The sequence below is a fragment of the Sphingosinicella xenopeptidilytica genome (assembly GCF_042676985.1).
GTDB classification, from domain to species: Bacteria; Pseudomonadota; Alphaproteobacteria; order Sphingomonadales; family Sphingomonadaceae; genus Sphingosinicella; species Sphingosinicella xenopeptidilytica.
In genome coordinates, this window is sequence record NZ_JBHTIK010000015.1 from 545,116 (window position 1) to 570,998 (window position 25,883).

Sequence of the window (25,883 nt, forward strand, 5' to 3'; positions counted from 1 at the left end):
GCTGGCCTCACGCCTTCGCGAAAAAGGCGTCCAGCTCCGCCAGCAGCACGTTGGGGATTTCTTCCTGCGGGCTGTGGCCGCACGGCAGCGCTCGGCCGCTCGCATCCCGGGCTTTCGAACGCCAGCTTTCCATGACGTCGAACAGCGTCCCCACCGTGCCGTAAGCCCCCCAGAGCAGAAGCAGGGGCGCTTCGATCAGGCGTCCTTCGTCCGCCGCATCATGATCGAGATCGATGCTCGCCGCCGCGCGATAGTCCTCGCAGATCGCATGGCGCGTTGCCGGGTCGCGGTAGCAGCGGCGATATTCGGCCACCACGCGCGGATCGAGCGAGCCTTCGATCTTGATCTGTCCGGCGAGATGGCGATCGAGGAAATAGTCGGGATCGGCCGCGATCATCCGCTCGGGCAGGTCGAACGGCTGGATGAGGAAGAACCACCAGAAATAGCGCGTCGCGAATTCGCGGTTCGTCTGCGCGTACATCGTGGCGGTGGGCGCGATGTCGAGCAGCACCATCCGGCCAATGCGCGCCGGATGGTCGAGCGCCATTCGGTGCGCGACGCGGGCACCCCGATCATGCGCGACGACATCGAACCGATCGAAGCCAAGCGCAGCCATCGCCGCCACCTGATCCGCCGCCATCGCGCGCTTGGAATAGTTCCGATGTTCCGGGTCACCGGGCAGCTTCTCGCTGTCGCCGTATCCCCGCAGATCGGTCGCGACGACGGTGAAGCGCTTCGCCAGCGCGGGCGCGACCTTGTGCCATGTGAGGTGCGTTTGCGGGTGGCCGTGAAGCAGTAGCAACGGAGGTCCAGAGCCGCCGACGGCCGCCCGGATGCGGACGCCGCCCGCATCGATATCGTGCCAGCGGAACCCCGGCATCAACTCGCTGTATTCAGGATACGCGCTCATCACCGTGCCCACCCATAAGCCACGGCTTGCCGGCGAGATAGGCCTTCTCGAACGCCCGGATGCGATCGGTATAGGTCAGCGTCTCGCCGATCCGATCGAGCCCGAGCATCAGCGCCCGCCGCAACGCCTGATCGATATCGAAGCTTCCGGCGTAGGCACCCGTCTCGATGCGCTGCGCTTCAAGATCGACCGTTATCTGCCCCGCTCCGTCATCAAGACACGCTGCGAGTTCGGCGAGCTGCGCAGGCGGCAGGGACAGGAGCAGAAGGCCGTTGTTCGCCGCATTGTCAGCGAAGATCGCGCCGAAGGAGGAACCGATGATCCCCCGGATGCCATATTGGAGCATACCCCAAACAGCATGTTCGCGCGACGACCCACAACCGAAATTGGGCCCGACGAGCAGGAAGCGGGTTTCAGCCATGTCGGGTCGGTTCAGGATGAACTCGGGCCGCAGTGCGCCGTTTTCGTCGAAACGCAGATCGTGGAACAGGCCCACGGCAAGCCCCGACCGGTCGATGCCCTTCAGGAACGTCTTCGGCATGATGACGTCGGTATCGATGTTGGCGGCTGGCATGGCCGCGACTGGGCCCGAGAGACGAACGAAATGTTCCATCAGGAAGCGACCGCGAGCGTGCGCACGTCTGCCAATCGGCCGCTGACGGCTGCCGCCGCGACCATCGCGGGGCTCATCAGGTGCGTCCTGCCGCCGACCCCCTGCCGGCCTTCGAAATTGCGGTTGGTGCTCGATGCGCATCGCTCGCCCGGTGCGAGGCTGTCGTCGTTCATCGCGAGACAGAGCGAACAGCCTGACCGGCGCCATTCGAAACCCGCTTCGATGAAGATGCGGTCGAGCCCTTCAGCTTCGGCGGCGCTGCGCACGCCGCTGCTGCCCGGCGAGATCATCGCGCGCACGCCCGGCGCGACCTTGCGTCCTTTCAATATGCTCGCCGCGTCGCGGATGTCCGACAGGCGCGCGTTGGTGCACGACCCGATGAAGGCGCGGTCGATCGCGATCTCCTGAAGCGGCGTGTTCGGTGCGAGCCCCATGTAGGCCAGTGCACGCACGGCATCGGCGCGGCGGGCGGGCGGAAGCGTATCGGGGTCAGGAACGCGATCAGTGATGGCGAGCGACTGATCGGGGCTCGTACCCCAGCTCACCATCGGCGGGATGTCGTCCGCGTACAGCGACACCTCCTTGTCGAACCGGGCGTCCGGATCGCTGCGCAACGTCCGCCATTCGATCCGTGCGCGTTCGAGCAGATCGGCCGACGGCGCGCGCGGGCAGCCGTCGATATAGTCGACGACCTTGTCATCGGGCGCCATCAGCGCGACGCGCGCACCGCATTCGACCGCCATGTTGCAAATCGTCATGCGCGCCTCCACGCCGAGCGCGTCGATCGCTTCGCCCGCGAACTCGACCGCATGACCGGACGCCCCGTCGGCGCCGATCCGGCGGATCACCTCCATGATCAGATCCTTGGCCGTCACGCCCGGCGCCAGCCGGCCATCGACCGTGACCCGCATCGTCTTCAGCCGGCGATAGACGAGCGTCTGGGTCGCGAGCAGATGCTCGATATCAGAGGTGCCGATACCGAAGCCGACCACCCCGAACGCGCCGTAGGTTGTGGAATGGCTGTCGCCCGCCGCAATCACCATGCCCGGAAGCACCAGGCCGAGTTCGGGCATGACGACATGCTCGATGCCCTGCCGGGAATCGAAAAGGTCGAAGATCTCGATACCGAAATCGCGGCCGTTTTCGGAGAGGTATGCGATCTGCCGGCGCGCGCCGTCGTCGAGATGACCCGCCTCCCGGTCGGGATTGGTCGAATTGACATGATCGACGACCCCGAGCGAAGCCTCCGGCCGCCACGGCTTCCGCCCCGCGTCGCGAAGGCCGCTGAATGCCTGGGGGCTTGTATATTCGTTGAGCACCGTTCTATCGATATAGAGCAACAATCGTTCGCCAGCGCCGCCAGCTTCGTCGAAAGATAATATGCGGTGTTCGTCGACGATCTTGTCGTAGAGCGTTTTTGGCGCCGACATCCATAGACCTTTCCCTGCGGATTCGCAGGGCCGGGCTTACCGTGGAGGGTTCGGGCGAAGCCAATGCCGGGACAGTATCAATTGATGCGACGGGTGGGTTCAAATGGATATCATGTGGCTCGAGGACTTCATCAAACTCGCGGATGAAGGCAATTTTTCCCGCGCCGCCGAAGCGCGCAACCTCACCCAGCCGGCGTTCAGCCGCCGTATTCGCGCGCTCGAGGAATGGGTCGGTGCGACGCTCGTCGACCGCGACACGCATCGAATCGCCCTCACCGAGGCGGGCCAGGCCTTTCGTGTTCTCGCCGAAGAGATATTGCGGCGGCTGACGCTCGGCCGCGACCATGTCCGCGAGATCGGGGGCACGCTCAGCAACGAAATCCGCTTCGCCTCGACCCACGCGCTGTCGACAACCTTCTTCCCCTCCTGGCTCCGCAGCGTGAGCGACGGGCACGAAGCCGGGACGATCACGCTGATCGCCGATCATATGGTCGCCTGCGAACGGTTCATGCTCGAAGGCAAGGCCGACTTCCTTCTGTGCCATCATCATACCGCCGCCGCGCACCGCCTCGATCCGGCCGGTTTCACCTCACTCGTTCTCGGGCAGGATGTGCTGCTGCCGGTCGCGGCCCCCTCCGGCGACGGATCGCCCACCTACCTGCTGCCGGGCACCGACGACCACCCGCTTTCCTATCTGGAGTTCGAGGACAAATCGGGCATGGGCCGCATCCTTCAGGCGGCGCAGGTGATATCCGCAGGCTCCGCCTCGCTTCGCACCGTGTTCCGTTCGCACATGGCGACCGCGCTTCTCTCGATGGCGCGCGACGGGCGCGGACTTTGCTGGGCGCCGCTCAGCCTTGCCAGTGCCGATCTGGAAAGCGGCCGCCTTGTCGCCGCAGGCGATGCGCGCTGGAACGTCCCCATCGAGATCCGCATTTACAAGCCGATCGCACGGCGAAGCCCCAGTGTCGAAGGCTTCTGGAGTATGGTAAAGACGCGCCTGAAGAGCGAGACCGCCTAGGCCGATGGCCGCGTAATAATGCTGCGCGCGGGCCTTTCACGCCGCACGAATGATTCTATGTCGAACCGGCATTGGGATCGCTGCACGCATCCCCATAGACATGCTGGGCCCTTGCACTAGCCGACGGATGGGCGGCTCTGGCAGGGTTCAGGGTGGAGAAAAAAATGATTCAGGGAACGAAAAAGGCGGACAGTCGCAAGTTCAAGATTTCCACATCCCTTCTCGCGATTTCGCTTTGCGCGGGACTGGCGGGCACCGCGAGCGCGCAGGACGCCGCCGATGCAAACGACACCCCGGCGATGGAGGATGACGGCGGCACTATCGTCGTCACCGGCTCGCGCATCGGTCGCCCCGTTCTCGATTTACCGACGCCGGTCGGCGTCGTCACGTCGGACGCGCTTACCAACAACAACGCCCAGTTCGATATCGGCCGCGCGCTCGCGCAGCAGCCGTCGATCGGCTTTTCGGGCAGTATGCAGCAGAGCCAACAGACCGGCGCATCGGGTTCGCGCGGTGAGAACAGCGGCGGCCTTGCCGTCGTCGACCTGCGCAGCCTCGGCGCGAACCGCACGCTGGTGCTCGTGAACGGCAAGCGCCGCGTCGCCGGAGCCACCGACAGCGCGGCCATCGACCTCAACTCGATCAACCCCAATCTCATCGAACGCATCGAGGTGATAACCGGCGGCGCTTCGGCGATCTACGGTTCGGACGCCGTCTCCGGCGTCGTCAACATCATCCTCAAGGAAGACTTCGACGGCGTTCGTGTCTCGTTCAACGGTTCGCAGCCGGCGCGCGGCTCTGAAGGCTTCACCTATGGCGGCAGCCTCGTTGCCGGCAAGAATTTCGGTGAAGGTCGCGGCAACATTACGATCGCGGCCGACTACACGAAAGTGCAGGAAATCACGCCGCGCCAGGCCGACATGAAGAACTATGTCGCAATGATCAATCCTGCCGACACCGGGCCGGACGACGGCATCCCCGACATGATCCTCGCCCCCGGCGCCGAAGCGCTTCGCTTCTCCGGTTACGGCGTTGTCGGCTTCAGCAATGACACCGGCGGTCTTGGACGTTTCGCTTTCAACGACGACGGGACGGTGCGTCCCTTCCCAACGCCGAGCCTGACCGATGGCGGCCTGTTCGGTATCTTCGAAAATTGCGGCGCCGCGTGCTTCCGCTTTGACGATTCCATCTCGATCGTGCCCGATATCGAGCGCTACAATCTCAATCTCAGCACGCACTACGATTTCAGCGACAGTGTCCGTGGCTATTTCGGGGTCGATTACAACAACACGTCCAGTTTCGGACGCGGCCAGGCCGTGATCCGGTCGGGTACGCCGATCAACGTTGCGCAGAATGCTTTCCTCAACGAGGATTTCCGTGCGGATCTGCTCGCGGCCGGCGCAACCACTGTGCGCATGGACCGGCTCTACACCGACCTTGGCCTGCGCTACAGCCAGGTAGACCGCAATAGCCTGTCGTTCGTCGGTGGTTTCAAAGGCAAAGTCGAGACCGGCTTTTCCGACCTGCGCTACGACGTTTACGGCACGTATGGCCGCACCAAGGCGAAGTTCATCGGCTACAATCGCCTGCTCGTTCAGAACCTGAACGCCGCGCTCGATTCCGTCATCGACCCCGCCACTGGCGAGGCCGCCTGCCGTATGAACGTTCCGGCGCTCCAGCCGCCCGGCTACGTGCCGCCGAACATCGTCGGCAGTGCGCCCTGCGCCCCGTTCAATCCCTTCGGCTCGGTCGCCAGCTCGCAGGCCGCGCGCGACTTCGTGACGACGACGACCGTCTCCAACGCCTTCATCCGGCAGACCACCGCAGGCTTCTCGCTTGCCGGCGACAGCGAAAAATTCCTGACCATGCCCGGCGGCGGTGCGATAGGCTTCGCGCTTGGCGCCGAATATCGCAAGGAACGCAACGGCCGCACCACGGATCCGCTGGTCAAGGCCGGCTTCACCAATCAGGCCGCGACGCAGGACTACGAAGGCGGCTACCATGTCACGGAGCTGTTCGGTGAACTCAGCGTCCCGATCCTCACCGACATGCCGTTCGCGAAGCTGGTGTCAGTCGAAGGCGCGGTGCGCCATGCCGACTACAGCCATGCGGGGCAGGCGACATCGTGGAAAGCGGGCGGCATCTGGGAGCCGACGGATGGTCTGCGTCTTCGCGCGACGATCAGCCGCGCGATCCGCGCGCCGAACATCTTCGAAGCCTTCCGTCCGAGCGAAGGGCAGACGACCAACGTCGACGATCCCTGCTCGGAAACCAACATCGGCGAAAATCCCAATCGCGCTGCCAACTGCGCCGCGCTCGGGCGGCCTGATGGCTACGTTCCGCTGAACGGCGGCATCGGCGTGCCGTTTATCGTGTCGGGCAACGAAAACCTGAAACCGGAGGTTTCGGACAGCTGGACGGCGGGGTTCGTCTTCACGCCGACCTTCCTGCCGGGCCTTCAGCTCTCGGTCGACTGGTTCAACATCCAGATCGATGATGCGATCAGCTTCCTCAGTCCGCAGCAGATCGCCGAAAACTGCGTCGATCGCGCCGGCGGACCGGATCCCGATCTCTGCGCGCTGATTACCCGCGAGTCGAATACGGCCAGCCCGAACTTCTTCGGCATCACGACGGGCAACAGCACCTATGTGAACACGTCGAAGCTGAAAACCTCGGGTCTCGACGCCCAGCTTTTCTATGCTCAGCCGGTCGGCAACGGCCGCATCTCGGCCAACCTCGCCTTCACCTATCTGCACCGGTTGCGGACCTATACGTTCCAGGCCCGGCCGGACCTCTACACCGTTCTCGAAGGCTTCTATGGCTATCCCAAGTACAAGGGTGTGATGGGCCTCACATATAGCAACGGCCCGCTCACCCTCGGCTGGCAGGGGCGCTACCAGTCGAGCCAGTCGCTGACGGACATCTCGCCGGGAATCAGCCGCGAGCTGGTGTCGGATCGCAAGACGGGGTCGCGCTTCTACAACGACATCTCGGCATCCTACGTGCTGCCGATGAACGGGCGGCAGGAGGCCAAATTCTCCTTCGGCGTCTCGAACCTCTTCAACGAGAAGCTGCCTAAGATGGAATCGGTCCAGGTTATCGATCCGTCGGGTGGCGGCTTCGATCAGTTCGGCCCGGTGATCCGGGCGGGACTTGAAGTGAACTTCTAACCTCGGGTCAGCACTATGAGGCTCGCGCTGCGCGCGTGAGCCTCATAGTGTCTGTGCACGAAGGCACGAATCCATCCTGGCAGGAGGCGCAATCGTGACTGCCGAAACCATTCGCCCTGTCCGTCAGAGAGGGATTCTGGGCTTCATCGAGCGCGTCGGCAACTACCTGCCCGACCCGACGATCATCTTCATCTATCTGATCGCCGCGCTGATGCTGCTTTCCGCGCTCGGGGCCGCTTTGGGGTGGAGCGCTTCGCTTCCCTTCGCTGGGAAGGAAGCCCCCGCCAACGCGGAACTCGCAAACGGCGTCCTCATCTACCGGGCGTCCAACCTCTTCTCGGCGGACAACATCGCCCGCCTGTTCACCGAGATGCCGCGAACCTATGCGAGTTTCGCGCCGCTCGGCATCGTCCTCACCATCATGATGGGCGCGGCGGTGGCAGAGCGATCGGGGCTGTTCTTCGCGCTGATCCGCGGCTCGCTTCGCAATACGCCCCGCCGGTATATGACGCCGATCATTGCGATCGTGGGCATGGTCTCGCATCATGCCGCAGACGCCGCCTATGTCGTGCTGATCCCTATGGCGGCGGTGCTCTTCGCATCGGTCGGGCGGCATCCGCTTGCGGGGATCGCGGCGGCGCTCGCTGCCGTATCGGGCGGCTATGCCGGGAACATCATGCCCGGCCAGCTCGATGTCCTGCTGTTCAGCTTCACGCAGGAAGCGGCCCGCATCGTCGAGCCCGGCTGGACAATGAACCCGCTCGGCAACTGGTACTTCATTCTTGGCATCGTCATCTTCTTCACACCGATCATCTGGTTCATCACCGACAAAGTCGTCGAACCGCGCCTCGGCATATGGGATGAAGAGGTCGACGATCAGCTGCGTGCGGATCTCGAAAAAGGCGAACTCAGTGATGATGAGCGCCGTGGCCTCCGCCGTGCCGGTGTCGTTGCACTGCTGGTCGTGGCTGCGTTCACGGCCTTGTGTTTGTGGCCCGGCTACACGCCCTTCATCGATCAAGATGCCGAAGGCCCGATCCGCCTCCAGCCGCTCTACGCCTCCATCATCGCGGCATTGTTCATCCTGTTCCTCGCGACCGGCGCGGTGTTCGGGCGTGCGGTGGGAACGGTGAAAGGCTCCGCGGACATCGTCGAGATGATGCGCGAGGGCGTGAAGACGATCGCACCCTATCTCGTCTTCGTTTTCTTCGCCGCGCATTTCGTGGCGATGTTCAACTGGTCGGGCATCGGGCCGATCATCGCGATCACAGGGGCAGAGAAGTTGCAGGGCATGGGCCTTCCCGCCCCTTTCCTGCTTGTCTGCGTGCTCCTGCTGTCCTCGGTGCTCGATCTGTTCATCGGATCGGCGACGGCGAAATGGAGCGTCCTGTCCTCGGTCGTCGTGCCGATGTTCATGCTGCTCGGCATCAGCCCGGAAATGACGACCGCCGCCTACCGCATGGGTGACAGCTACACGAACATCATGACGCCGCTCATGAGCTATTTCCCGCTCGTCCTCGTCTTCTGCCAGCGGTGGGACAAGTCGATGGGCGTGGGTTCACTGCTTGCACTGATGTTGCCCTATGCGCTCTGCTTCATGGCGACGGGGATCGCGATGACCGTCGGCTGGGTGGTGTTCGATCTTCCGCTCGGACCCGGCGCGCAGGTCTTCTATCAAGTCGCCGCGCACGCCGTGCCCTGACCGGAGACAAAGATGAAAATCGTCCCCACACCGTTGCCGCGCCAGGAGAAGCGTCCGTATGCCCGTTGATCTGACATCGCTCGAAGCGGATATGACCGTCTGGCGCCGGCATATCCACCAGCATCCTGAACTCGGATTTCACGAGCAGGGAACCGCGCGCTACATCCTCGACCTCCTCGCCGAATTCGGGATCGACGAGGTCCACACCGGGATCGGTGGCACCGGCATCGTCGCGACCGTTCGCGCCGGGCAATCGCGCCGCGCAATCGGCATCCGGGCGGATATCGACGCGCTGCCGATGACCGAGCTCACCCAGTCGGATCACCGATCCTGCACGCCGGGCGTGATGCACGCCTGCGGGCACGACGGGCACACAACGATGCTGCTCGGCGCAGCAAAACATCTCGCGGCGACTCGCAATTTCGACGGTGCGGTTCACCTGATCTTTCAACCCGCCGAAGAATCGCTCGGCTATCAGGGCCCGGGCGGCGACCCCGATGGCGGCGCTAGTGCGATGATCCGCGACGGGCTGTTCGAACGCTTCCCGATGGAAGCGATCTTCGGCATCCACAATCGCCCCGGTATCGCCGCCGGCAAGCTCGCCGGACGCGCAGGCGCGCTTTACGCCGCCGCCGACCGCTTCGAGATTGTCGTGTCCGGCAAAGGCGGACATGCCGCGCGGCCGCACCTGACGGTCGATCCCGTACTCGTCGCGGCGCAGATCATCGTCGCGGTGCAGAGCATCGCCGCCCGCAATGCCGATCCGATGGATTCCGTCGTCGTGTCGATCTGCAAGGTCGAGGCGGGTACGGCTTTCAACATCATCGCCGATGAGGCCAGGATGGGCGGCACGGTACGCACGCTGTCGCGCCAGAGCCAGGACGCGGTCGAGCAGCGGCTGCGCGATATCGTGACCGGTGTCGCGGCATCGTTCGGCGCGAGCGCCGAACTCCATTACGAGCGCGGCTACCCTGCCCTGCACAATCCGGCCGATCTCTATGCAAAGGTGCGCGAGATCGCGATCGGCGTCGTCGGAGCCGACCGCTTCGTCGATCTCGATGTGCCGGGCATGGGGGGCGAGGATTTCGCCCGCTATCTCGATGTCGTTCCCGGCTGCTTCCTTTTGCTCGGCAATGGCGACGAAGGCCCCGGCTCGGTCATGCTGCACAATTCTCACTATGCCTATGACGACAGCATTTCGCCCACGGGCGCCGCGCTATGGGTCGCCTTGGCGGAGGCATTCCTGCCCAAATAACGGCTTCAGGGAGACGTTTTTCATGCGCCGTTCGACTGCACTCGTTTTTGTATCCTTCATCGCGGCATCCACGGCCCATGCGCAGGTCGACGCGGCGGAGACGGTGACCATCTATCGCGATGGCTTCGGCGTGCCGCACGTGCAGGCCGAAACCTCGGATGCCGTGATGTTCGGCGCCGGCTACGCGATCGCGCAGGATCGTCTCGCCACGATGGAACTGGCGCGGCACAACACGCAGGGTCGCCGCGCCGAGCTTCTGGGGGCGTCGGCGATCGAAATGGACAAAGTCATGCGCGGCCGCAAGCTCTCCGATGCCGTGCTGATGCAGCGTTATCGCGCGCTCGCACCCGAGCACCGCAAGATGATCCAGGCCATGGTCGATGGGATCAATAAACGCGTCGACGAAGTGAATGCCGATCCCGGGCGCCTGACGCCGCTCGAATTCCTCCGCTGGGGCATCAAGCCAACGCGCTGGAGCCTCGTCGAATATCTCGCCCTGATCACCGCGGCGCCGCTCGGCCGCGACACCTATGAAATCCGGAATCTCGAATTCCTGAAGGAGATGACGGATCGCTACGGCCGCGAAAAGGCCTGGCAGATCTTCAACGATGTCGTGCCGATCTCCGACCCGGATTCACCAACGACCATTCCGGCGGGCGACGACCTCGCGCCCGCGCGGCCCACGCCCGTGCCGGTCCTCGCCCCGGCTCAACTCCCGTCCAGCAGCGTCACGTCGGCGGCGATGCAAACGGCACCGATCGAACCTGTGAAGGGCGCGAGCCGCTGCATGGTCATCGGCCCGGAAAAATCGGCCAGCGGCAAAGTCCTGATGCTTGAAGCCACCGCCGACGGCCCCGAAATCCACCTGCACGGCGGCGGTTTCGACAATGCGGGTTTCGGCTCGACCGGCTGGGGTGTCCCTACGATGGGACGCGGGGCCCAGCACGGCTGGCTCCTCGTATCGGGTAGTAGCGAAGCCGGCACGGTGTTCGCCGAAAAGCTCAATCCCAGGAACCGCTACGAATACTGGCACAAAGGCGCATGGCGGAAAATGGAACGCCGCACCGAGACCTTCAAGGTCAAGGACGCGGCGCCCGTCACCCATGAGGTCGCCTGGACGATCCATGGCCCCGTGATCGCCTGGAATACCGAAAGTGACACTGCCTATTCGCAGCAGATGGGCGTTCACGGCAGGGAGCTCGACACATGGGTCGCCTTCGCCGAAATGGGCCGCGCGAAGAGTCTGGCCGAGTTCAAGGAAAAGGGTGTCGACCGTCTCGGCTGGAATCTCGGCGCGTGCTACGGCGGCGAAGATGGCACGATCGCCTATTTCGAAGCGGGCGCGCTCCCGAAAAAGGCCGCCGGTGTCGACCCGCGCCTGCCGACGCCCGGCACGGGCGAATATGAATGGACCGGTTTCCTGACACCGGACGAAAAGCCGCACATGGTCAACCCGCGTCAGGGCTATCTCTTTTCGTGGAACAGCAAGGCGACGGGCTGGTCGCAGGAGGGCGACAACGCCCGCATCGGCGCGACCTTCCGCACCTGGCTCGGCGACCGGCTCGCCAAGGCGGGCCAGTCGCTGACACTGCTCGACATGCGCGAATTCAACGGCCAGATTTTCAACGCACTCGGCGCGGTCGACCGCAATCAGGCCGCGCCCGACTTTTTCGCACCCTATTTCCGGGCAGCGATAGCAGCGAGCGACGATCCAGAGGTGAAGCGCGCCGGCGAATATATGCTGAGTTTCAACGGGCTGTATCAGGATCGCGACGGCGACCACAGATACGACAATCCGGGCCTGACGCTGTACCGCGCGTGGCTGGAGATCGCACCGCGGGCGCTGTTCGGCGAGGATATGGGCGATTGGTGGAAGAAGATCGATGCCGATCGCTACCTAACCTATCAATCGAGCCTACTCCTGCGCGCGTTTCAGGGCGATACTGCCGGAGCCCCGCTGGCCGTCGATTACTTCAACGGCCGCGACCGCACCGCCGTGATGATCGATACGATCAAGACGACGATCGCGGAGATCAAAGGGCGCTTTCCGGGCAAGGACATGGCCGAGTGGAAGCAGCCGATCTTCTGGAAATATTTCGATGCATCGCTCGAAACGCCCGACCGTCCGCAAATGGCGGAAGATGCACCCGAACGCCGCCTCTCCGCCGTCCTGCGGCTCGGGCCGACGATGGCGCCGCACAACGGCGGCGAGAGCTGGGTCGGCCTGATGGAGATTGGGCGCGATCGACGCGCGCTTTATTCGGTCGTCGACGCGGGCGGCCAGAACCTGTTCATCGATCCCGACGGCAAAGGCAATCCCCATCTTACCGACCAAACGATGATGCATGAGACCAACGAGCTGAAGAAGATTTCGCTCGCGCCAGATGAGATACGCAGGACCGCGGCATCGAGCTTCACGCTCGAATATCGGCCCCGGGCGCGTTAGCCCATGCGTCAGACACCCACGGTTTCACCGGAGACGATCGGCAGCTACTGGCTCGCGAGCTGTGACGATGATCTGACCCCGCGTCCCGCGCTTGCCGGAGATGAGATCGTCGATGTCGCGATCATGGGCGGCGGCTTCTCGGGGCTCTGGACCGCCTATTTCCTGCAGCGACACAACCCGGACCTCTCCATCGCGATCGTCGAGCGGCAATATTGCGGCTTCGGTGCATCGGGCCGCAACGGCGGCTGGTGCTCGCCGCGCTTTCCGATCAATCCCTCCGCGCTCACACGCCGCTTCGGGATCGAGACGGCCCGATCGATGCTGCTCGCCCAACAGGCGATGGTCGATGAGGTCGGCCAAATCTGCACGGAAGAAGGCATCGACGCGCATTTCAATCCGGCGGGTGTGTTGACGCTTGCCCGCAGCACCGATCAATTGCCGTCGCTGCGAAATTCGTTCGATGCTTATGCCAAGCTCGGCATGACAGATGGCTGCGAACTTCTGGATGCCAGCCAAGCGCAGGAGGCCGTGAACGCGACCGAGGTGCACGGCGCGTTCCGTCTGCGCGCGGGTGCCACCATCCACCCCGGCCGCCTCGTGCGCGGACTGGCGCGTGCGCTCGAGCGGCGCGGCATCCGCATCTACGAGGGAACCGAAGTGCTGCGCGCCATCGATGGTGCCGAGCCCGCGCTTGTCACTTCCGGGGGGACGATCCGCGCACGGCGCGCCGTCCTGCTCGCGGGTGAGGCCTTCATGACCAGCCAAGCCGAATATCGCCGCCGACTGATCCCCATGGCCTCGACGATCATGCTGACGGCGCCGCTCACTGCGGAACAGTGGAAGCAGGTCGGATGGAGCGGCGGCGAATGCCTCAGCTCCTATGTTCACACGACCAATTATCTCTCGCGCACCGCTGACGGGCGTATCCTGTTCGGCAGCCGCGGCGCACCCTATCGCTATGGTTCGGACATGTGCGAGACAGCTCTCAGGGAGAATGCCAATTTCGGCTGGATTCGTGATCGGCTGCTCGAATGGTGGCCATCGCTCGAAAACGTCCCCTTCACGCATCGATGGGCCGGTTATCTCGGTATTCCGCGCGACTGGCTGCCGACCGTTCATTTCGATCCCGAGCGCCGCGTTGGGCACAGCTACGGTTACACGGGCCACGGCGTCATCACGAGCGCGATTTGTGCGCGGGCGCTTGCCGGGCTCGTTGCCGGTCATGCTCCAGGCGCGCACGCCCCCTATCTCCGCCAGCAAGCGCCGAACTGGGAGGTCGAACCGCTGCGATGGGCGGGCATCCGCTATGTGCAGAACGCCTTCCTGCGGATGGATCTTGCGGAGGCCGCCGGGCAGCAGCCTCCGCTGGATTCTGGTCTCGCGAAATATCTGGGCGAGCCGTAAACGGCAGCCGCCTTATTTCGTCCCTGCCTGCAGCACCTTTTCAAGCCCCGGAACAAAACCCGCACCGGTCTTCAACTCGACCTGCGATCCGACAAGGTCGTCGCCATAGGGCTCCGCTTTCCCTCCGAGACACTTCGAGAGGAAATGTTCGGCGATCGCAGCGAAGGAAATGTTGCTTTCATCCTTCGCATAGACGTGGCCCTCGTCGGGGTAAAAGGCATAGGTCACCGGCTTCCCGCGCGCCTTCAGCGCATCGACGATTTCCTGCGACTGATCGGGAAAGATGCGCGGATCGTTGGCGCCGTTTGTGACGAGCAGCGGCTTCGAGATCGCATCGACGCGGGAGATCGGAGACCGCCGCAACAAGTCCGCCGCACCTTCGGGGGTCGACGGATCGCCCATCCGATTGAGGAATTGCGGCTTCTGCCACGTCCACCATTCGGGCATCGCGGAGGCCAGCCGCACGAGATTGCTGGGCCCGGCCAGGTCCACGCCGCACTGGAACGTATCGGGCGTGAAGCTCAGCGACACGAGCGTCGAATAGCCGCCATAGGACAGCCCCATCACCGCAACGCGATCCTTGGCCGTCACGCCTTTGCCGATAGCCCACTGGACGGCATCGAGCAGGTCGTCATGCATCGTTTCGGACCATTTCCTGTCGGCCTTCGCCATGAAGGCGCTTCCGAAGCCGCTCGATCCACGAAAATTCACCGATAGAACCGCATAGCCCCTGTCCGCGAGCCAGGCGTGCTGCGGATCGAACGCCAGATCGTCGCGCAGCCAAGGCCCGCCGTGGACGAGGAGAACGAGCGGCGCGGGCTTTACGGGCATACCGTTCGCACCAAGCTTCGCACCCGTGGGAAGCGTCAGATAGCTCGGCAGACTGAGCCCGTCGCGCGACGTGATGGTCACAGGCGTGCGGCGCGCGAGCGCCCGCTGATCAAGCGTCGGACGCATCGACACGAGCGGCGTCAGCGTCCGGCCCTTCCTGTCCCACCAGCTATAGCGGTCGGCGCGGTTCGGCACCGTTTCAAGGAGTAGCCAGCGCGCATTGTCGGGGGTTTGCCCCGCGATCCTGAACGGCCCCGCGACCGCCGCCTCGAGCGCCGCGAACTCGGCACGCACATCGTCCGACCGCACGGTCCATTCGTTCACGAGCGGATCTTCGCGTGTTGCCAGCAGCGCGCCGCTTTCCTCGTCAAAGAGTGGCTCCATGATATCGGCGCGACGGGCCTCGGCCAGCAGCGCCTTCTTGCCGCTCGCGAGGTCGACGGAAACAAGATTCGCTTTGTCGCCGTCGCGGCTGTCGAGCATCGTGAGCCGGCCCGCCGCATCCAGTCCGAAGACCTTGGAATTGCGCAGCGAAACGAGCGGGATGGACATGAACTCGCTCGGCCCGGGATCGAGACGGAAATAGGTCCACGAACCGTCGGCATTCCCGCGAACGCCCATACGGATGTTGAAATCGGGATCGGCAATGACATCGATGTAATTCGTCTCATTGCGGAACACTTCGGTGCGTTGGCCGGTCGCAAGATCGATACGATAGATGTCGCGATACCGCGGATCGCGGATGTTCATGCCTACGAGGATTTCGCCGGGGCGTCGTGCCGAGACCTTGACGATCTTCGTCTGCACCGCGGGGTCGATGGTCGCGTTGATGACCGTTCGTTTCTCGAGGTTCGCGATCCAGAGCTGGCTATGCTCCTCGCCGCCGATATCCTTCAGGATGAGGAGGAAACGCCCGTCCGCGCTCCACTGGAAGCCGTCCGGGGGGCGGTTATCGAAGCGGGTAACGGGGACAGCCGATGCCAGATCGTCGATCGGCGCGACCCAGATATTGAGCACGCCGTTCAGCGGGTGGAGAAACGCGAGCGCCTTTCCATCAGGGCTGATCTGCAGTTCGGAATAGGTCGGCGATGCGAAAAGCTCATCGCGCGGAACCAGAGTCGTCTGCTGGACAGCCTCGGCGCGTGCCCTGGCTTCCGGCAAAGCGCCGGGAACAACGCCGGCGCAGATGAGCGTGGCAGCCAATGCAGTGCGGCGAAGGCGTAGTCGCCGCAAAACCTCGAAACCCATACCCGAAGCTCCCTGAATCAACCCCGATCCCGACAGGTAAGCGCCGGAAAAAGCGGGATGGCCCCCAATCGGCACAGATTGCCAACCGGACCCTTCCGGGGCCAATACAGATTATGGATCAATCTATGCGTACCAGGAAGCATCGCTGCGGCGCGCGATCGTATAGAAGAGGAGTCCGAAAATGGCTGCAACGGGCGCGATGACGGGCAGATAACGATGGAAATGGCGTGGCTGGAAGATTTCGGCGCCCTCATCCGCGCAGGAAACTTTTCTCGCGCTGCATCGGTGCGCCATGTCACGCAGCCCGCCTTCAGCCGCCGCATTCGCGCGCTTGAAGAGTGGCTGGGCGTCGAACTCGTCGATCGCAGCACCCACCAAATGGCGTTGACCCCCGCCGGCAAACGCTTCGCCGTGATCGCCGAGACGGTTCTGCGCGATATCGAACACGGGCGGCGAGAGGTTCAGGAGATTGCCGGCACCTCCGCGTCAACGATCAAGATTCTCGTCACGCACGCTCTGGCGCTCAACTTCTTCCCGCAGTGGCTCGCCGCGCTGCAGGCGATGTCGGATTCGGAGATCCTGATCCAGCTGACCGCCGACAACATGGGCGCGTCTGAAAAGATCATGCTCAACGGAAAGGCGCATTTCTGCCTGTGCTATTTCCATCCCGGTGCCGCATCCGTTCTTGATGACGCGGGTTTTCATTCGATATCCCTTGGTGGTGATACACTCATACCCGTCAGCGCGCCGAGCGGCGTTGATCAGACCCCGCTGCACGCCCTTTCGGAGGGCGCGGGGGATGCGGTCAATCTGCTCGCTTATGGATCGGAGTCGGGCATGGGCCGCATCGTTTCGGCCACGCTCACGGCGAATGCGACGCCGGTCAGCCTGACGCCGGTGTTCACATCACACACGCTCGTCCTCGCGCGCATGGCGAAGGATGGAAAGGGTTTGGCCTGGCTTCCGCTCAGTATCGTTGCGGACGACCTGGCGAAGGGAGCGCTCGTCCGGGCGGGCGATGCTTTTTGGGACATTCCCGTCGACGTCCGCCTGTATCGCCCGCGCGGCCGGCAATCCCCATCGGCCGAAGCGTTCTGGAAACTGGCCTCGGCGTAAGCGAGACGCTTACGGGACGGCATATAACCATCAGCAACGGGCATTGGCCCATGCAACCATGCCCTTGTTAATCGCTACCAACGAAGCGGCGACCCTTGCCTCGCGCGCGCCGCCGCAAGCCGGGATCGGAACACCGAATTCGGCCGGTACGACGAAGTTTGGAGTTTAGGGAATGAAACGGCTCACCATCGAAGCGGTTGTCTTCGACCTCCTCACCGCACTTCTTGACTCATGGTCGGTATGGAACCGTGCCGCGGGGTCCGAGGCCGATGGACTGCGGTGGCGCCGCGCCTATCTTGAGCTGACATATGGATGCGGTGCCTACCGGCCCTACGAAGACCTCGTTCGTGAGGCGGCTGAGGTGGCAGGCGTACCCGTATCCGCTGCCGAGGCGCTTGCCGCGCATTGGAATACGCTCCGCCCGTGGCCCGAGGGGCCCGCTGTGCTCGGTGACCTGAGCGCCCGCGGCATTCCGCTCGGAGTCGTCACAAATTGCTCGATCATCCTCGGCCGGCAAGCCGCGGAACGTGTCGGCGTTCCCTTCTCCGCCGTCGTGACCTCTGAAGAGACGGGCTACTACAAGCCGCAACCCCAGTCGTACCGCGCGGCCCTCGATCAGCTCGGCACGGACCCCGCCCGAACACTTTTCGTCGCGGGTTCGCCCGCCGACATTCCCGGTGCGGCCGGGGTCGGGATGCCTGTTTTCTGGCACAACCGGGCGGGACTGCCATTCGTCGCCGATACGGCGCGGCCCCTTCTCATCGCCGATACGCTGCACCCGCTGAGGGAACTGGTGTGATGGAGCCGGCAGCCATGTTCGAAGGCTTGGAGACGCCGCGCCTGATACTCGATGCGGAGCGGCTGGAACGTAACGCCGTCCACATGCGCAACCGCTGTGCCGAATTGGGTGTCACGCTGCGCCCGCATCTCAAGACCGCCAAGTCGATCGACGTCGCCCGTATCGCCGCGGATGGCGGGCAGGGGCCGATCACCGTCTCGACACTGGCCGAAGCCGAATATTTCGCGGCGGCGGGCTGGCGCAATATCCTCTACACGACCGCCATCGTTCCCGCGAAGCTCGCCCGCGCCGACCGTATTCAGCGCGCGCATGGCGCTCGGCTGCTTTTCGTCGTGGATGACCGGGATGCCGCCACGGCCATCGGGAAGGCGGCAGTATCCCTCGGCGCGCGCTTCGGCGTGCTCATCGAGGTCGATTGCGGCGAACACCGCAGCGGCGTCGAACCGGCTTCGGAAGCGCTTGTCGCGATCGCCGACGCGATCCACGCCTGCGCGCCGCATCTGGAATTGACGGGTGTGATGACCCATGCCGGGCATTCTTACGCTTTCGACGAGCCAGCACCGATCCGGGCACTTGCCGAGGTCGAGCGGCAGGCCGCGGTCGCATCCGCCGAATTGCTGCGCGCCCGGGGATACCCCTGCCCCATTGTCAGCGTGGGCTCGACACCCACGACTCTCTTCGCGGAGCATCTGTCGGGCGTGACCGAAGTGCGTGCGGGCATCTACCTGTTCTGGGATCTGTCGCAGCTGTCGCGGGGCATGTGCGCGGAGGACGATATCGCTGTCTCGGTGCTTGCCACGGTGATCGGCCATCAGCACAGCGGTCCAAGCCTCATTCTCGACGCCGGGGCGCTCGCGCTGTCAAAGGACATCGGTGCCAACCGCTTCATGCCGGAGGCGGGATACGGCCTGGTCTGCGATCCCGTAACGCTGGAGCGGCTGGGTTCACTGGCGGTCACGACAGTCCATCAGGAACATGGCGCCGTTCCGGTGCCCGACGAAAGCTGGTTCGCGCGGCTGCCGATCGGCAGCATGGTCCGCATTCTGCCCAATCATGCCTGCCTCACCTGCGCGGCTTACGCTTCATACAACGTGCTACACGCCGGAAAAGCGACCGAGGAATGGCCGCGCATTGGCGGATGGTAAGAAATTCGGAGATCAGGATGAAACTTCAAAAAACGACCGAGATACGATGCGCGGCAGCGCCTCCCCCGGGAGGGCACTACGCTCAGGCCGTCCTTCACCGCGATACGCTCTATGTTTCAGGTCAACTCGGCGTAACCAGCGAAACGCCCGATGCCGAAAACGTCGGCATCGCCGAGCAGGTAACGTTTGCGCTCCACAACATCGCGGCCATTGCCGGCGTTGTGGGCGCAACCGTCGATGACATCATCCGATGCACTGTTTACGTGGCCGACATCGCACATTGGGACGACGCAAATCGTGCCTATGCGGCGTTCTTTGGCGCCCATCGTCCGGCACGGTCCATCGTCCCGTGCGGCCCGCTCCACTTCGGTGCGCTGATCGAGATTGAAGCGGTCGTCGCGGTGGGCGACTGAGGCAGCAGCCTCTCGTCAGATAACGCCGTCGTCATGCAGGCTGCTCATCTGCTGCCGGCTCATCCCAAGAATATCGCCATAGATCTCCTCGTTGTGCTGGCCAAGCTCCGGCCCCGCCCACGCGACCTCGCCTGGCGTTTCGGAGAGTTTTGGGAAGACGTTCTGCATCCACAGGTTCTGAAAGGCCGGATGCGGCACCTTGATAATGGATTCCCGCGCCTTGAAATGCGGGTCTTCCAGCATGTCGGGCGCCTTGTAGATCTTCCCCGCCGGTACACCGTGCGTCTCAAGGTGCGCCAGAAGATCGGCGCTGGACCATGATTTCGTCCAGGCGCTGATCATGTCGTCCAGTTCTACCTGATGTTCGCCGCGCGCATGATGCGTCGCGAAACGCGGATCGCTGCCGAGCTGCGGCTGCCCCATCGCTTCCGCCATGCGCTTCCACACGCTGTCCTGATTTGCGGCGATCAGGATTTCTCCATCCGACGTCGAATAGACGTTCGAAGGCGCCACCTTCGGTAGCGTCGCACCCGTCCGCTCGCGCGTGAAGCCGGCTTCGGTATATTCCGGAATCGTCGATTCCATCATCGCCAGCACGGCTTCGTAGATCGCGGAATCGACCACCTGCCCCTGCCCCGTGCGATTCCGGTGCTGCAAGGCCATGAGTGCACCGAGACAGGCATACGTGGCGGCCAGCGAATCTCCGATCGAAAGGCCCACGCGGCTCGGCGGCGTAGACGGATCACCCGCGAGGTTTCGGATACCCCCCATGGCCTCGCCGATCGACCCGTAGCCTGCCCGCAGCGCATAGGGCCCGGTCTGCCCGAAGCCGGTCACGCGGATCATGATCAGCCCCGGATTGATAGCCGAAAGCTGCTCGTAACCGAGATTCCACTTCTCCATCGTGCCGGTGCGGAAATTCTCGAGCAAGAAGTCGGACTTCTCCACAAGACGCCGCACGATCTCCTGCCCGCGCGGATCGCGAAGGTTGAGCGTGATGCTCTTCTTATTGCGCGCGACGACGGGCCACCAGACCGGCTTGTTCCGTCCCCACTCGCGCATGGGGTCGCCCTCGCCCGGCGCCTCGATCTTGATCACCTCGGCACCGTGATCGGCCATCAACTGTCCGCAGAAGGGCCCGGCGATGAGTTGCCCCATCTCGACAAGCCGCAACCCCTGCAACGCCCCAGACGCCATCATCAACTCCTCCGGAGCTTCCGGATCAGCATTCGCCGATCCGGAACGCTTCCATTCTTCTTGCAGTCGCCAGGGTCAGAACTTGTAAGCCAGTTCCACACCATAGCTGCGACGGATACCCGCCGTCAGGAAGTCGCCGCCGAATTCCGGCGCGGGAATGACTTCCGCCACGTAGTTCTTGTTGAACATGTTTTCGGCAAAGGCGCTGACCGACCAGCTATCCGACTTCAGGCCAACGCGCAGGTTGAAGATGCCATAGGGATCGCGCTGCGAGTTCTTGAAGTTCGCCGCGAGCCCGAAAATCGTGGGCACGGTATTGTCCTGCACAGTGTGGAACCAGGTCTTGCCCGTGATGCGATAGTCCGCACGCACCAGCAGCGACAGCGCATCGCTGAGCGGTGCATCGATCTGGCTGCCGATGTTCAGCGTGTAATCCGCGGTGTAGGGAGACTTGTTGCCTTCCGTATACGGCCGCGCGTCGTTGCGCTTGATCTTGCTGTCGGTCACGTTGAACGAGCCGAACAGCGACCAGCCGTCGATCAGGCGGAAGCTCGCCGAGCCCTCGGCGCCGTACAGCTCCACCTTGTCGATGTTGGAGACGACGCGCAGAAGTCCGAACGGCCCCACGAAGAATTCGAAGAACTGCATATCCTTCACGGTCGTGTGATAGCCGGCGAAATCGAACGTCAGGCGCCCGTCGAGCGCCCTGCCCTTGATACCCGCCTCGAACGCGCTCGAGCGTTCCTTGCGGTAATCGTCGAAGATCGAAAGGCCGGACGAGATCGTCGCGTTGAAGAAGTTGTCGATAACGGCCTGCGAGCCGCCGTTGTTGAAGCCGCCCGACTTGAAGCCGATACCCCAGTTCGCGAACAGCGAAACGTCGGGGCTGACCTTGTAGCCGAGCGTGATCTTGGGCTGCAGCTGCTTGTAGGTCTGGCTGCGGTCGGCAAGAATGCCGCTCGGGTTGTAAACCGGGTCGAGACCGGGGTTCAGGTAGTAATTCGCCGGTGTCGTCGCCGTGCCGTTCGGGTTCCCCGTGAGCACGTTGCCCACCCAGCGCGTGAGCCGCCCCGTCGGCACGTTGTTGCTCGTGCTGCGATCCTCGATGTCGTAGCGCAGCGCGAGGCCGATCTTGAAGGCTTCGCTCACGTCATAATCGACCGAGCCGAATGCCGCGTAGACCTTGGTCTTGAAATTGTCGTCGACCAGGGATTCGGTCGGGTTGGTGGGATCGGTCGTATAGCACTCGCGAACCACGCCCTGCCCCGTGTCGAGACCGAGATTGATGCAGGTCCGCCGATCGAGCGTCAGGAAATAGCCGCCGAGCTGCCAGCGCAGTGAATCGGCCTCCCCGACCAGACGAATCTCCGCGCTGAAATCCTCCTGATTGCGCCGCTGATACTGCGTTCCATCGCACGATGCCGGCGAGTAAGGCTGCGACCCGACGAACGCGCCACCGAGATAGGCTTCATCGAACGGCGCCTGATTGACGACCGGCACCGTGCCCACCGACGTCGCCTGACACGTGGATTCGTTCGCGAAGAACCCGAAGGCGCCGCTCGTACCATCCGCGTAAAAGTCGTTCTTGATGTTGCTGTACGCGACGTAGCCGATCAGATCGACCGCACCCAGCGACTGCGTGAGACGCGCAGAGGCTTCCATGGTCTTCTGGGTGTTCAGCGGATCGATGTTCGGCGTGAAGATGAACTTGTGATCGTTGATGTCGATGTTGAACACTTTGTCGGCGCCTTCCAGCGCCGGGATCTGGAACGCCGCGTTGAACGCGATCGCACCGCTGCGGACCTTGCCGTAGCGCGCCTTCAGATCGATTTCCGTATCGTCGCTCGGCGTGAACACGAGGCGGCCGTTCACGTTCCACCGCTCGTAATTGTCCATCGAGTCGGCTTTGGTGCTGTTGCCCGGATAGAGCGTCTTGTTGATGTCGGTCGGCAGGAAGCTGTTGCGGAAATAGCCGTCTCCCCGACCGTAATCGCCATTGAGGACGAAGCCAACGGAGTCGCTGAGCGGACCCGAGATCAACGCGGCCGCCTCTACCGTATTGTTGTTGCCATAGCTGACACGCCCGCTGCCTTCCAGCTCGGAGCCCGGCTTCTTGGTGGTGATGATAACGGCGCCGGCGGCGGCATTGCGCCCATAAAGCGCGCCCTGCGGTCCTTTCAGCACTTCGATCTGCTGCACCGATCCCTGATCCTGGTTCAGCGACGACGTGTTCGACTTCTGGATACCGTCAACGACGAGCGCAACGTTGCTTTCCGCATCGCGCGCGCCGTTGATACCGCGAATGTTGATCTGCGTATCGGCCGCTTCGACGTTGCCGGTGACGATCGTGACACCCGGCGTCAATTGCACGAAATCGGCCGCGACGCGGGCGCCCGTGTTCTCGATGGCTTCGGCCGTCAGCACCGAAACCGCAGCAGGAACGTCCTGCAGCTTTTCGTCGAACCGGCGTGCCGTCACCACGATCTCGCCTCCGATGGGTTCGGCGGTCTCGCTTGCCTGCTCCTGCGCGTAAGACGGCGCAGGAAGCGAAAGCACGATCACGAATGCGGTCGTAAGACACGTTGCAAGTCTAAGTTCGGATTTCGTCATGGTATCCCCCTTGTCCCTTTCCAATGCTGTTGCCCTGAACGCTCGCCTGCGAATTTTTCCTGTTGTGAAACCTCTACGCGGAATGCCGTTTGACCCATTGTTTGGAGATGATGATCCGCTGCATCTCGTTCGTTCCCTCGCCGATGCACATCAGCAGCGAATCCCGGAAATAGCGCTCGATCTCGTATTCCTTCGAATAGCCGTAGCCGCCGAAGATGCGCATCGCCTCCTCGGAGTTCCGCACGGCGGCTTCGGATGCGAAATACTTCGCCATGCCGGCCTCCATGTCGCAGCGCTGGCCGCGGTCGTAGGCTTCGGCGGCATCCATGGTCAGCAGGCGCGCGGCGCGTGCGCGCGTCACCATCTCGCCGATCTTCAGCTGGATGGCCTGATGTTCGCAGATCGGCTTGCCCATCGTCTGGCGCACCGTCGCGTATTCGGTTGCATGGCGCAGCGCGCCTTCGGCAAGCCCGACACCGCGGGAGGCCACGTTGATGCGCCCCAGCTCAAGCCCGCCCGCCACCTGCAGGAAACCCTGGCCCTCCACGCCGCCGATGAGGTTCGCGGCGGGAAGCCGGTAATTGTCGAAGATCAGCTCCGCGCTGTCGATGGCGTTGTAGCCAAGCTTCTTGATCTTCTTGCCAACCTCGAAGCCGCTGAGCTTGGGCGCGATGAAGAGGCTCATGCCCTTGTGGCGCGGCTGCGCGGCGGGATCGGTCTTCACCAGCAGCGCGAAGCAGCTGCCGTGGATGCCGTTCGATATCCACGTCTTCGTGCCGTTGATCACATAGTCGTCGCCGTCGCGAACGGCGGTCGTCCGGATCGCCTGCAGGTCGGTCCCGGCGTTGGGTTCGGTCAGCGCAAGCCCGCCGCGAATTTCGCCGCTGGCGAACTTAGGGAGCCATTCCGCCTTCTGCTCCGCCGTGCCGAAACGCTCGACGGCGGCCGCCAGCATCAGGTGCGAATTGAAGATGCCGGTGATCGCCATCCAGTAGGACGCGATTTTCGCGACGATCTTCACATAGGTCGTCGCGGGCAGGCCGAGGCCGCCATACTCCGGCGAGATCGTCGCGCCGAACAGGCCCATCTCCGCCATCTGCTCGACCAGCTTCGCGGGCCATTCATCGTTGTGATCGTGGTGCATCACCACGGGCCGCACATCCTTGTCGATCCAGCGATCGATGGAATGCAGCAGGACGGCCTCCTCTTCGGGGTCGATCGTTCGCGCTGTGTTGTCTGACATCTGCCGTGCCCTCAATCGTCAGCCGGGCCGAAGCCCTGCTTCCACACCAGGATCGAGCGTTCGAAGGTGCAGACGACGTCGCCCTTCTGGTTCCGTCCGGTCGTCTTCACGGTGACGATGCCCTGCTGCGGCCGCGAGCCGGACTCGCGCTTGCCCAGCACCTCGCTCTCGCCATACAGCGTGTCGCCGCAGAACAGCGGATGCGTCATGCTGATGTTCGTCCAGCCGAGATTGGCCACGGCCTTTTGCGAAACGTCGCTGACGCTCATGCCGACAAGGATGGCGACCGTCAGCGGCGAGCAGACCAGCGGCCGTCCGAACTCTGTCTTCGCGGCATATTCATAATCGAAATGCAGCGGATGCGTGTTCATCGTCAGCAGCGTGAACCACACGTTGTCGGCGTCGGTGATCGTGCGGCCGGGCCGGTGCTCATAGATGTGCCCAACCTCGAACTCTTCGAAATAACGGCCGAAGGTTTCCCGGAACCGCCCCGGCGCAACCTCGATGACACCCTTACGCATTACGGCTTTCTCCAAATGCGGCGAGACGCTCCAGCCGGCGCATGAACGGCGCCTCCAGCATCCGGCCATTGAACATGACAGCCTGCCCGCCAGCCTCGGCGAACGCCTGAAGCGCGGCCCGCGCCTCTTCGATGTCGGATGGCTGCGGGCGCAGAACGTCCTGAATGGTCTGCACCTGCGCCGGATGGATCGCGGCCTTCGCGGAGAAGCCGAGGCTCTTCGCGCGGCGGACCTCTTCGGCAAGCCCATCCGGGTCGGCGATATGGATGAACGGCACGTCGATCGCGGGAACGCGCGCCCGCGCGCAGGCGAGAATGAATTGTCCTCGCGCCGCCGCAAGCGGCTCCCATTCGAGCGCGACGCCGAGTTCAGCGGAAAGGTCGCCGCCGCCGAACATCATCGCGGCCACCGCCTCCGCCGCCGCGATCTCCGCTGCCGCAGCAAGGCCTTTCGTGGTTTCGATCAGCGGGATGATCGCGGACGCGCCGACGGCCTGCAGCGGCGAAAGCTCGCCTGCGCTTTCCACCATCGGCACCAGCAGCAGCGGCAATGGCCCGGCATCCTTGAGCGCGAGCAGATCGCGCAGTCCCGCCTCGGTGCGCATGCCGTTCACGCGTACTGCGATGCGCTCTTTCGGCAGGCCGGCAAGCGCCGCGATCACCGCCGCGCGTGCCTCGGCCTTCGCGGCCGGCGGCACCGCATCCTCAAGATCGATGCAGACCAGCTCCGCACCCGTCGCCAGCGCCTTTTCAAAGCGCTCCGGCCGGTTTCCCGGAACGAACAGAAGGCAGGAGACGGCGCGGTCCATC

The 25,883-nt window shown here is 63.6% G+C and carries 19 protein-coding genes; 10 read left to right on the plus strand and 9 right to left on the minus strand.

What is annotated here, in order from left to right:
• Positions 1-7 precede the first annotated feature (7 nt).
• The 3 genes from ACFQ00_RS19355 to leuC are packed head-to-tail and all read right to left on the minus strand — an operon-like array spanning position 8 to position 2,953.
• Entirely contained in the window at positions 8-910 is a 903-nt protein-coding gene (locus ACFQ00_RS19355; protein ID WP_381494875.1) for an alpha/beta fold hydrolase, read from the minus strand.
• The gene (gene leuD / locus ACFQ00_RS19360) at positions 894-1,523 is read right to left on the minus strand and encodes a 3-isopropylmalate dehydratase small subunit (RefSeq protein WP_381494878.1); all 630 of its coding nucleotides are present in this window, start codon (positions 1,521-1,523) and stop codon (positions 894-896) included. Before leuD ends, ACFQ00_RS19355 begins: the two co-directional genes overlap by 17 nt.
• Positions 1,523-2,953 carry a 3-isopropylmalate dehydratase large subunit gene (gene leuC / locus ACFQ00_RS19365; RefSeq protein WP_381494881.1) on the minus strand — a complete coding sequence of 477 codons (1,431 nt, stop codon included), beginning with the start codon at positions 2,951-2,953 and terminating at the stop codon, positions 1,523-1,525. Before leuC ends, leuD begins: the two co-directional genes overlap by 1 nt.
• A 103-nt stretch (positions 2,954-3,056) precedes the next feature.
• Between leuC and ACFQ00_RS19370 the strand changes: the two genes are divergently transcribed.
• From ACFQ00_RS19370 to ACFQ00_RS19395, 6 genes are all read left to right on the plus strand, one after another.
• On the plus strand, positions 3,057-3,974 hold the full coding sequence (locus tag ACFQ00_RS19370) for a LysR family transcriptional regulator (RefSeq protein WP_381494884.1): 918 nt from the start codon (positions 3,057-3,059) through the stop codon (positions 3,972-3,974).
• 164 nt (positions 3,975-4,138) lie between these two features.
• Positions 4,139-7,144, plus strand: a complete 3,006-nt coding sequence (locus ACFQ00_RS19375) for a TonB-dependent receptor domain-containing protein (RefSeq protein WP_381494887.1) — start codon at positions 4,139-4,141, stop codon at positions 7,142-7,144.
• Positions 7,145-7,238: 94 nt separating this feature from the next.
• On the plus strand, positions 7,239-8,846 hold the full coding sequence (locus ACFQ00_RS19380; protein WP_381494890.1) for an AbgT family transporter: 1,608 nt from the start codon (positions 7,239-7,241) through the stop codon (positions 8,844-8,846).
• Positions 8,847-8,904: 58 nt separating this feature from the next.
• Positions 8,905-10,101, plus strand: coding sequence for a M20 aminoacylase family protein (locus tag ACFQ00_RS19385; RefSeq protein WP_381494893.1), 1,197 nt, complete (start codon positions 8,905-8,907; stop codon positions 10,099-10,101).
• 22 nt (positions 10,102-10,123) lie between these two features.
• The gene (locus ACFQ00_RS19390; RefSeq protein WP_381494897.1) at positions 10,124-12,547 is read left to right on the plus strand and encodes a penicillin acylase family protein; all 2,424 of its coding nucleotides are present in this window, start codon (positions 10,124-10,126) and stop codon (positions 12,545-12,547) included.
• 3 nt (positions 12,548-12,550) lie between these two features.
• Entirely contained in the window at positions 12,551-13,951 is a 1,401-nt protein-coding gene (locus ACFQ00_RS19395; RefSeq protein WP_381494900.1) for an NAD(P)/FAD-dependent oxidoreductase, read from the plus strand.
• A gap of 12 nt (positions 13,952-13,963) precedes the next feature.
• On the opposite strand, the gene ACFQ00_RS19400 is transcribed toward ACFQ00_RS19395, so the two are convergent.
• Entirely contained in the window at positions 13,964-16,030 is a 2,067-nt protein-coding gene (locus tag ACFQ00_RS19400; protein WP_381494903.1) for a S9 family peptidase, read from the minus strand.
• 216 nt (positions 16,031-16,246) lie between these two features.
• Here ACFQ00_RS19400 and ACFQ00_RS19405 point away from each other — a divergent pair, with 216 nt between their 5' ends.
• The 4 genes from ACFQ00_RS19405 (at position 16,247) to ACFQ00_RS19420 (ending at position 19,503) form a co-directional block, all read left to right on the plus strand.
• On the plus strand, positions 16,247-17,146 hold the full coding sequence (locus ACFQ00_RS19405) for a LysR family transcriptional regulator (protein WP_381494907.1): 900 nt from the start codon (positions 16,247-16,249) through the stop codon (positions 17,144-17,146).
• 172 nt (positions 17,147-17,318) lie between these two features.
• A complete protein-coding gene (locus ACFQ00_RS19410) occupies positions 17,319-17,945 on the plus strand; it encodes an HAD family hydrolase (RefSeq protein ID WP_381494910.1) in 627 nt (208 codons plus the stop codon).
• A gap of 14 nt (positions 17,946-17,959) precedes the next feature.
• Positions 17,960-19,090: an alanine racemase gene (locus ACFQ00_RS19415; RefSeq protein WP_381494913.1), complete on the plus strand. Its 1,131-nt coding sequence runs from the start codon at positions 17,960-17,962 to the stop codon at positions 19,088-19,090.
• A gap of 17 nt (positions 19,091-19,107) precedes the next feature.
• Complete coding sequence (locus ACFQ00_RS19420; RefSeq protein WP_381494917.1) at positions 19,108-19,503, plus strand: RidA family protein; 396 nt, start codon at positions 19,108-19,110, stop codon at positions 19,501-19,503.
• A 15-nt stretch (positions 19,504-19,518) separates the two neighbouring features.
• Here the strand turns inward: ACFQ00_RS19420 and ACFQ00_RS19425 are convergent, their stop codons facing one another.
• The 5 genes from ACFQ00_RS19425 to ACFQ00_RS19445 all read right to left on the minus strand — a co-directional run bounded on the left by ACFQ00_RS19425 (position 19,519) and on the right by ACFQ00_RS19445 (position 25,882).
• Positions 19,519-20,703, minus strand: a complete 1,185-nt coding sequence (locus ACFQ00_RS19425; RefSeq protein WP_381494920.1) for a CaiB/BaiF CoA transferase family protein — start codon at positions 20,701-20,703, stop codon at positions 19,519-19,521.
• Between the two features lie 72 nt (positions 20,704-20,775).
• Positions 20,776-23,310 carry a TonB-dependent receptor gene (locus ACFQ00_RS19430; protein WP_381494923.1) on the minus strand — a complete coding sequence of 845 codons (2,535 nt, stop codon included), beginning with the start codon at positions 23,308-23,310 and terminating at the stop codon, positions 20,776-20,778.
• Between the two features lie 73 nt (positions 23,311-23,383).
• Positions 23,384-24,553, minus strand: a complete 1,170-nt coding sequence (locus ACFQ00_RS19435; RefSeq protein WP_381494926.1) for an acyl-CoA dehydrogenase family protein — start codon at positions 24,551-24,553, stop codon at positions 23,384-23,386.
• 11 nt (positions 24,554-24,564) lie between these two features.
• Positions 24,565-25,074, minus strand: coding sequence for a MaoC family dehydratase (locus ACFQ00_RS19440; protein WP_381494929.1), 510 nt, complete (start codon positions 25,072-25,074; stop codon positions 24,565-24,567).
• Positions 25,067-25,882: an HpcH/HpaI aldolase/citrate lyase family protein gene (locus ACFQ00_RS19445; RefSeq protein WP_381494932.1), complete on the minus strand. Its 816-nt coding sequence runs from the start codon at positions 25,880-25,882 to the stop codon at positions 25,067-25,069. The genes ACFQ00_RS19440 and ACFQ00_RS19445 overlap by 8 nt, the downstream gene beginning before the upstream one ends.
• Position 25,883: the final 1 nt, after the last annotated feature.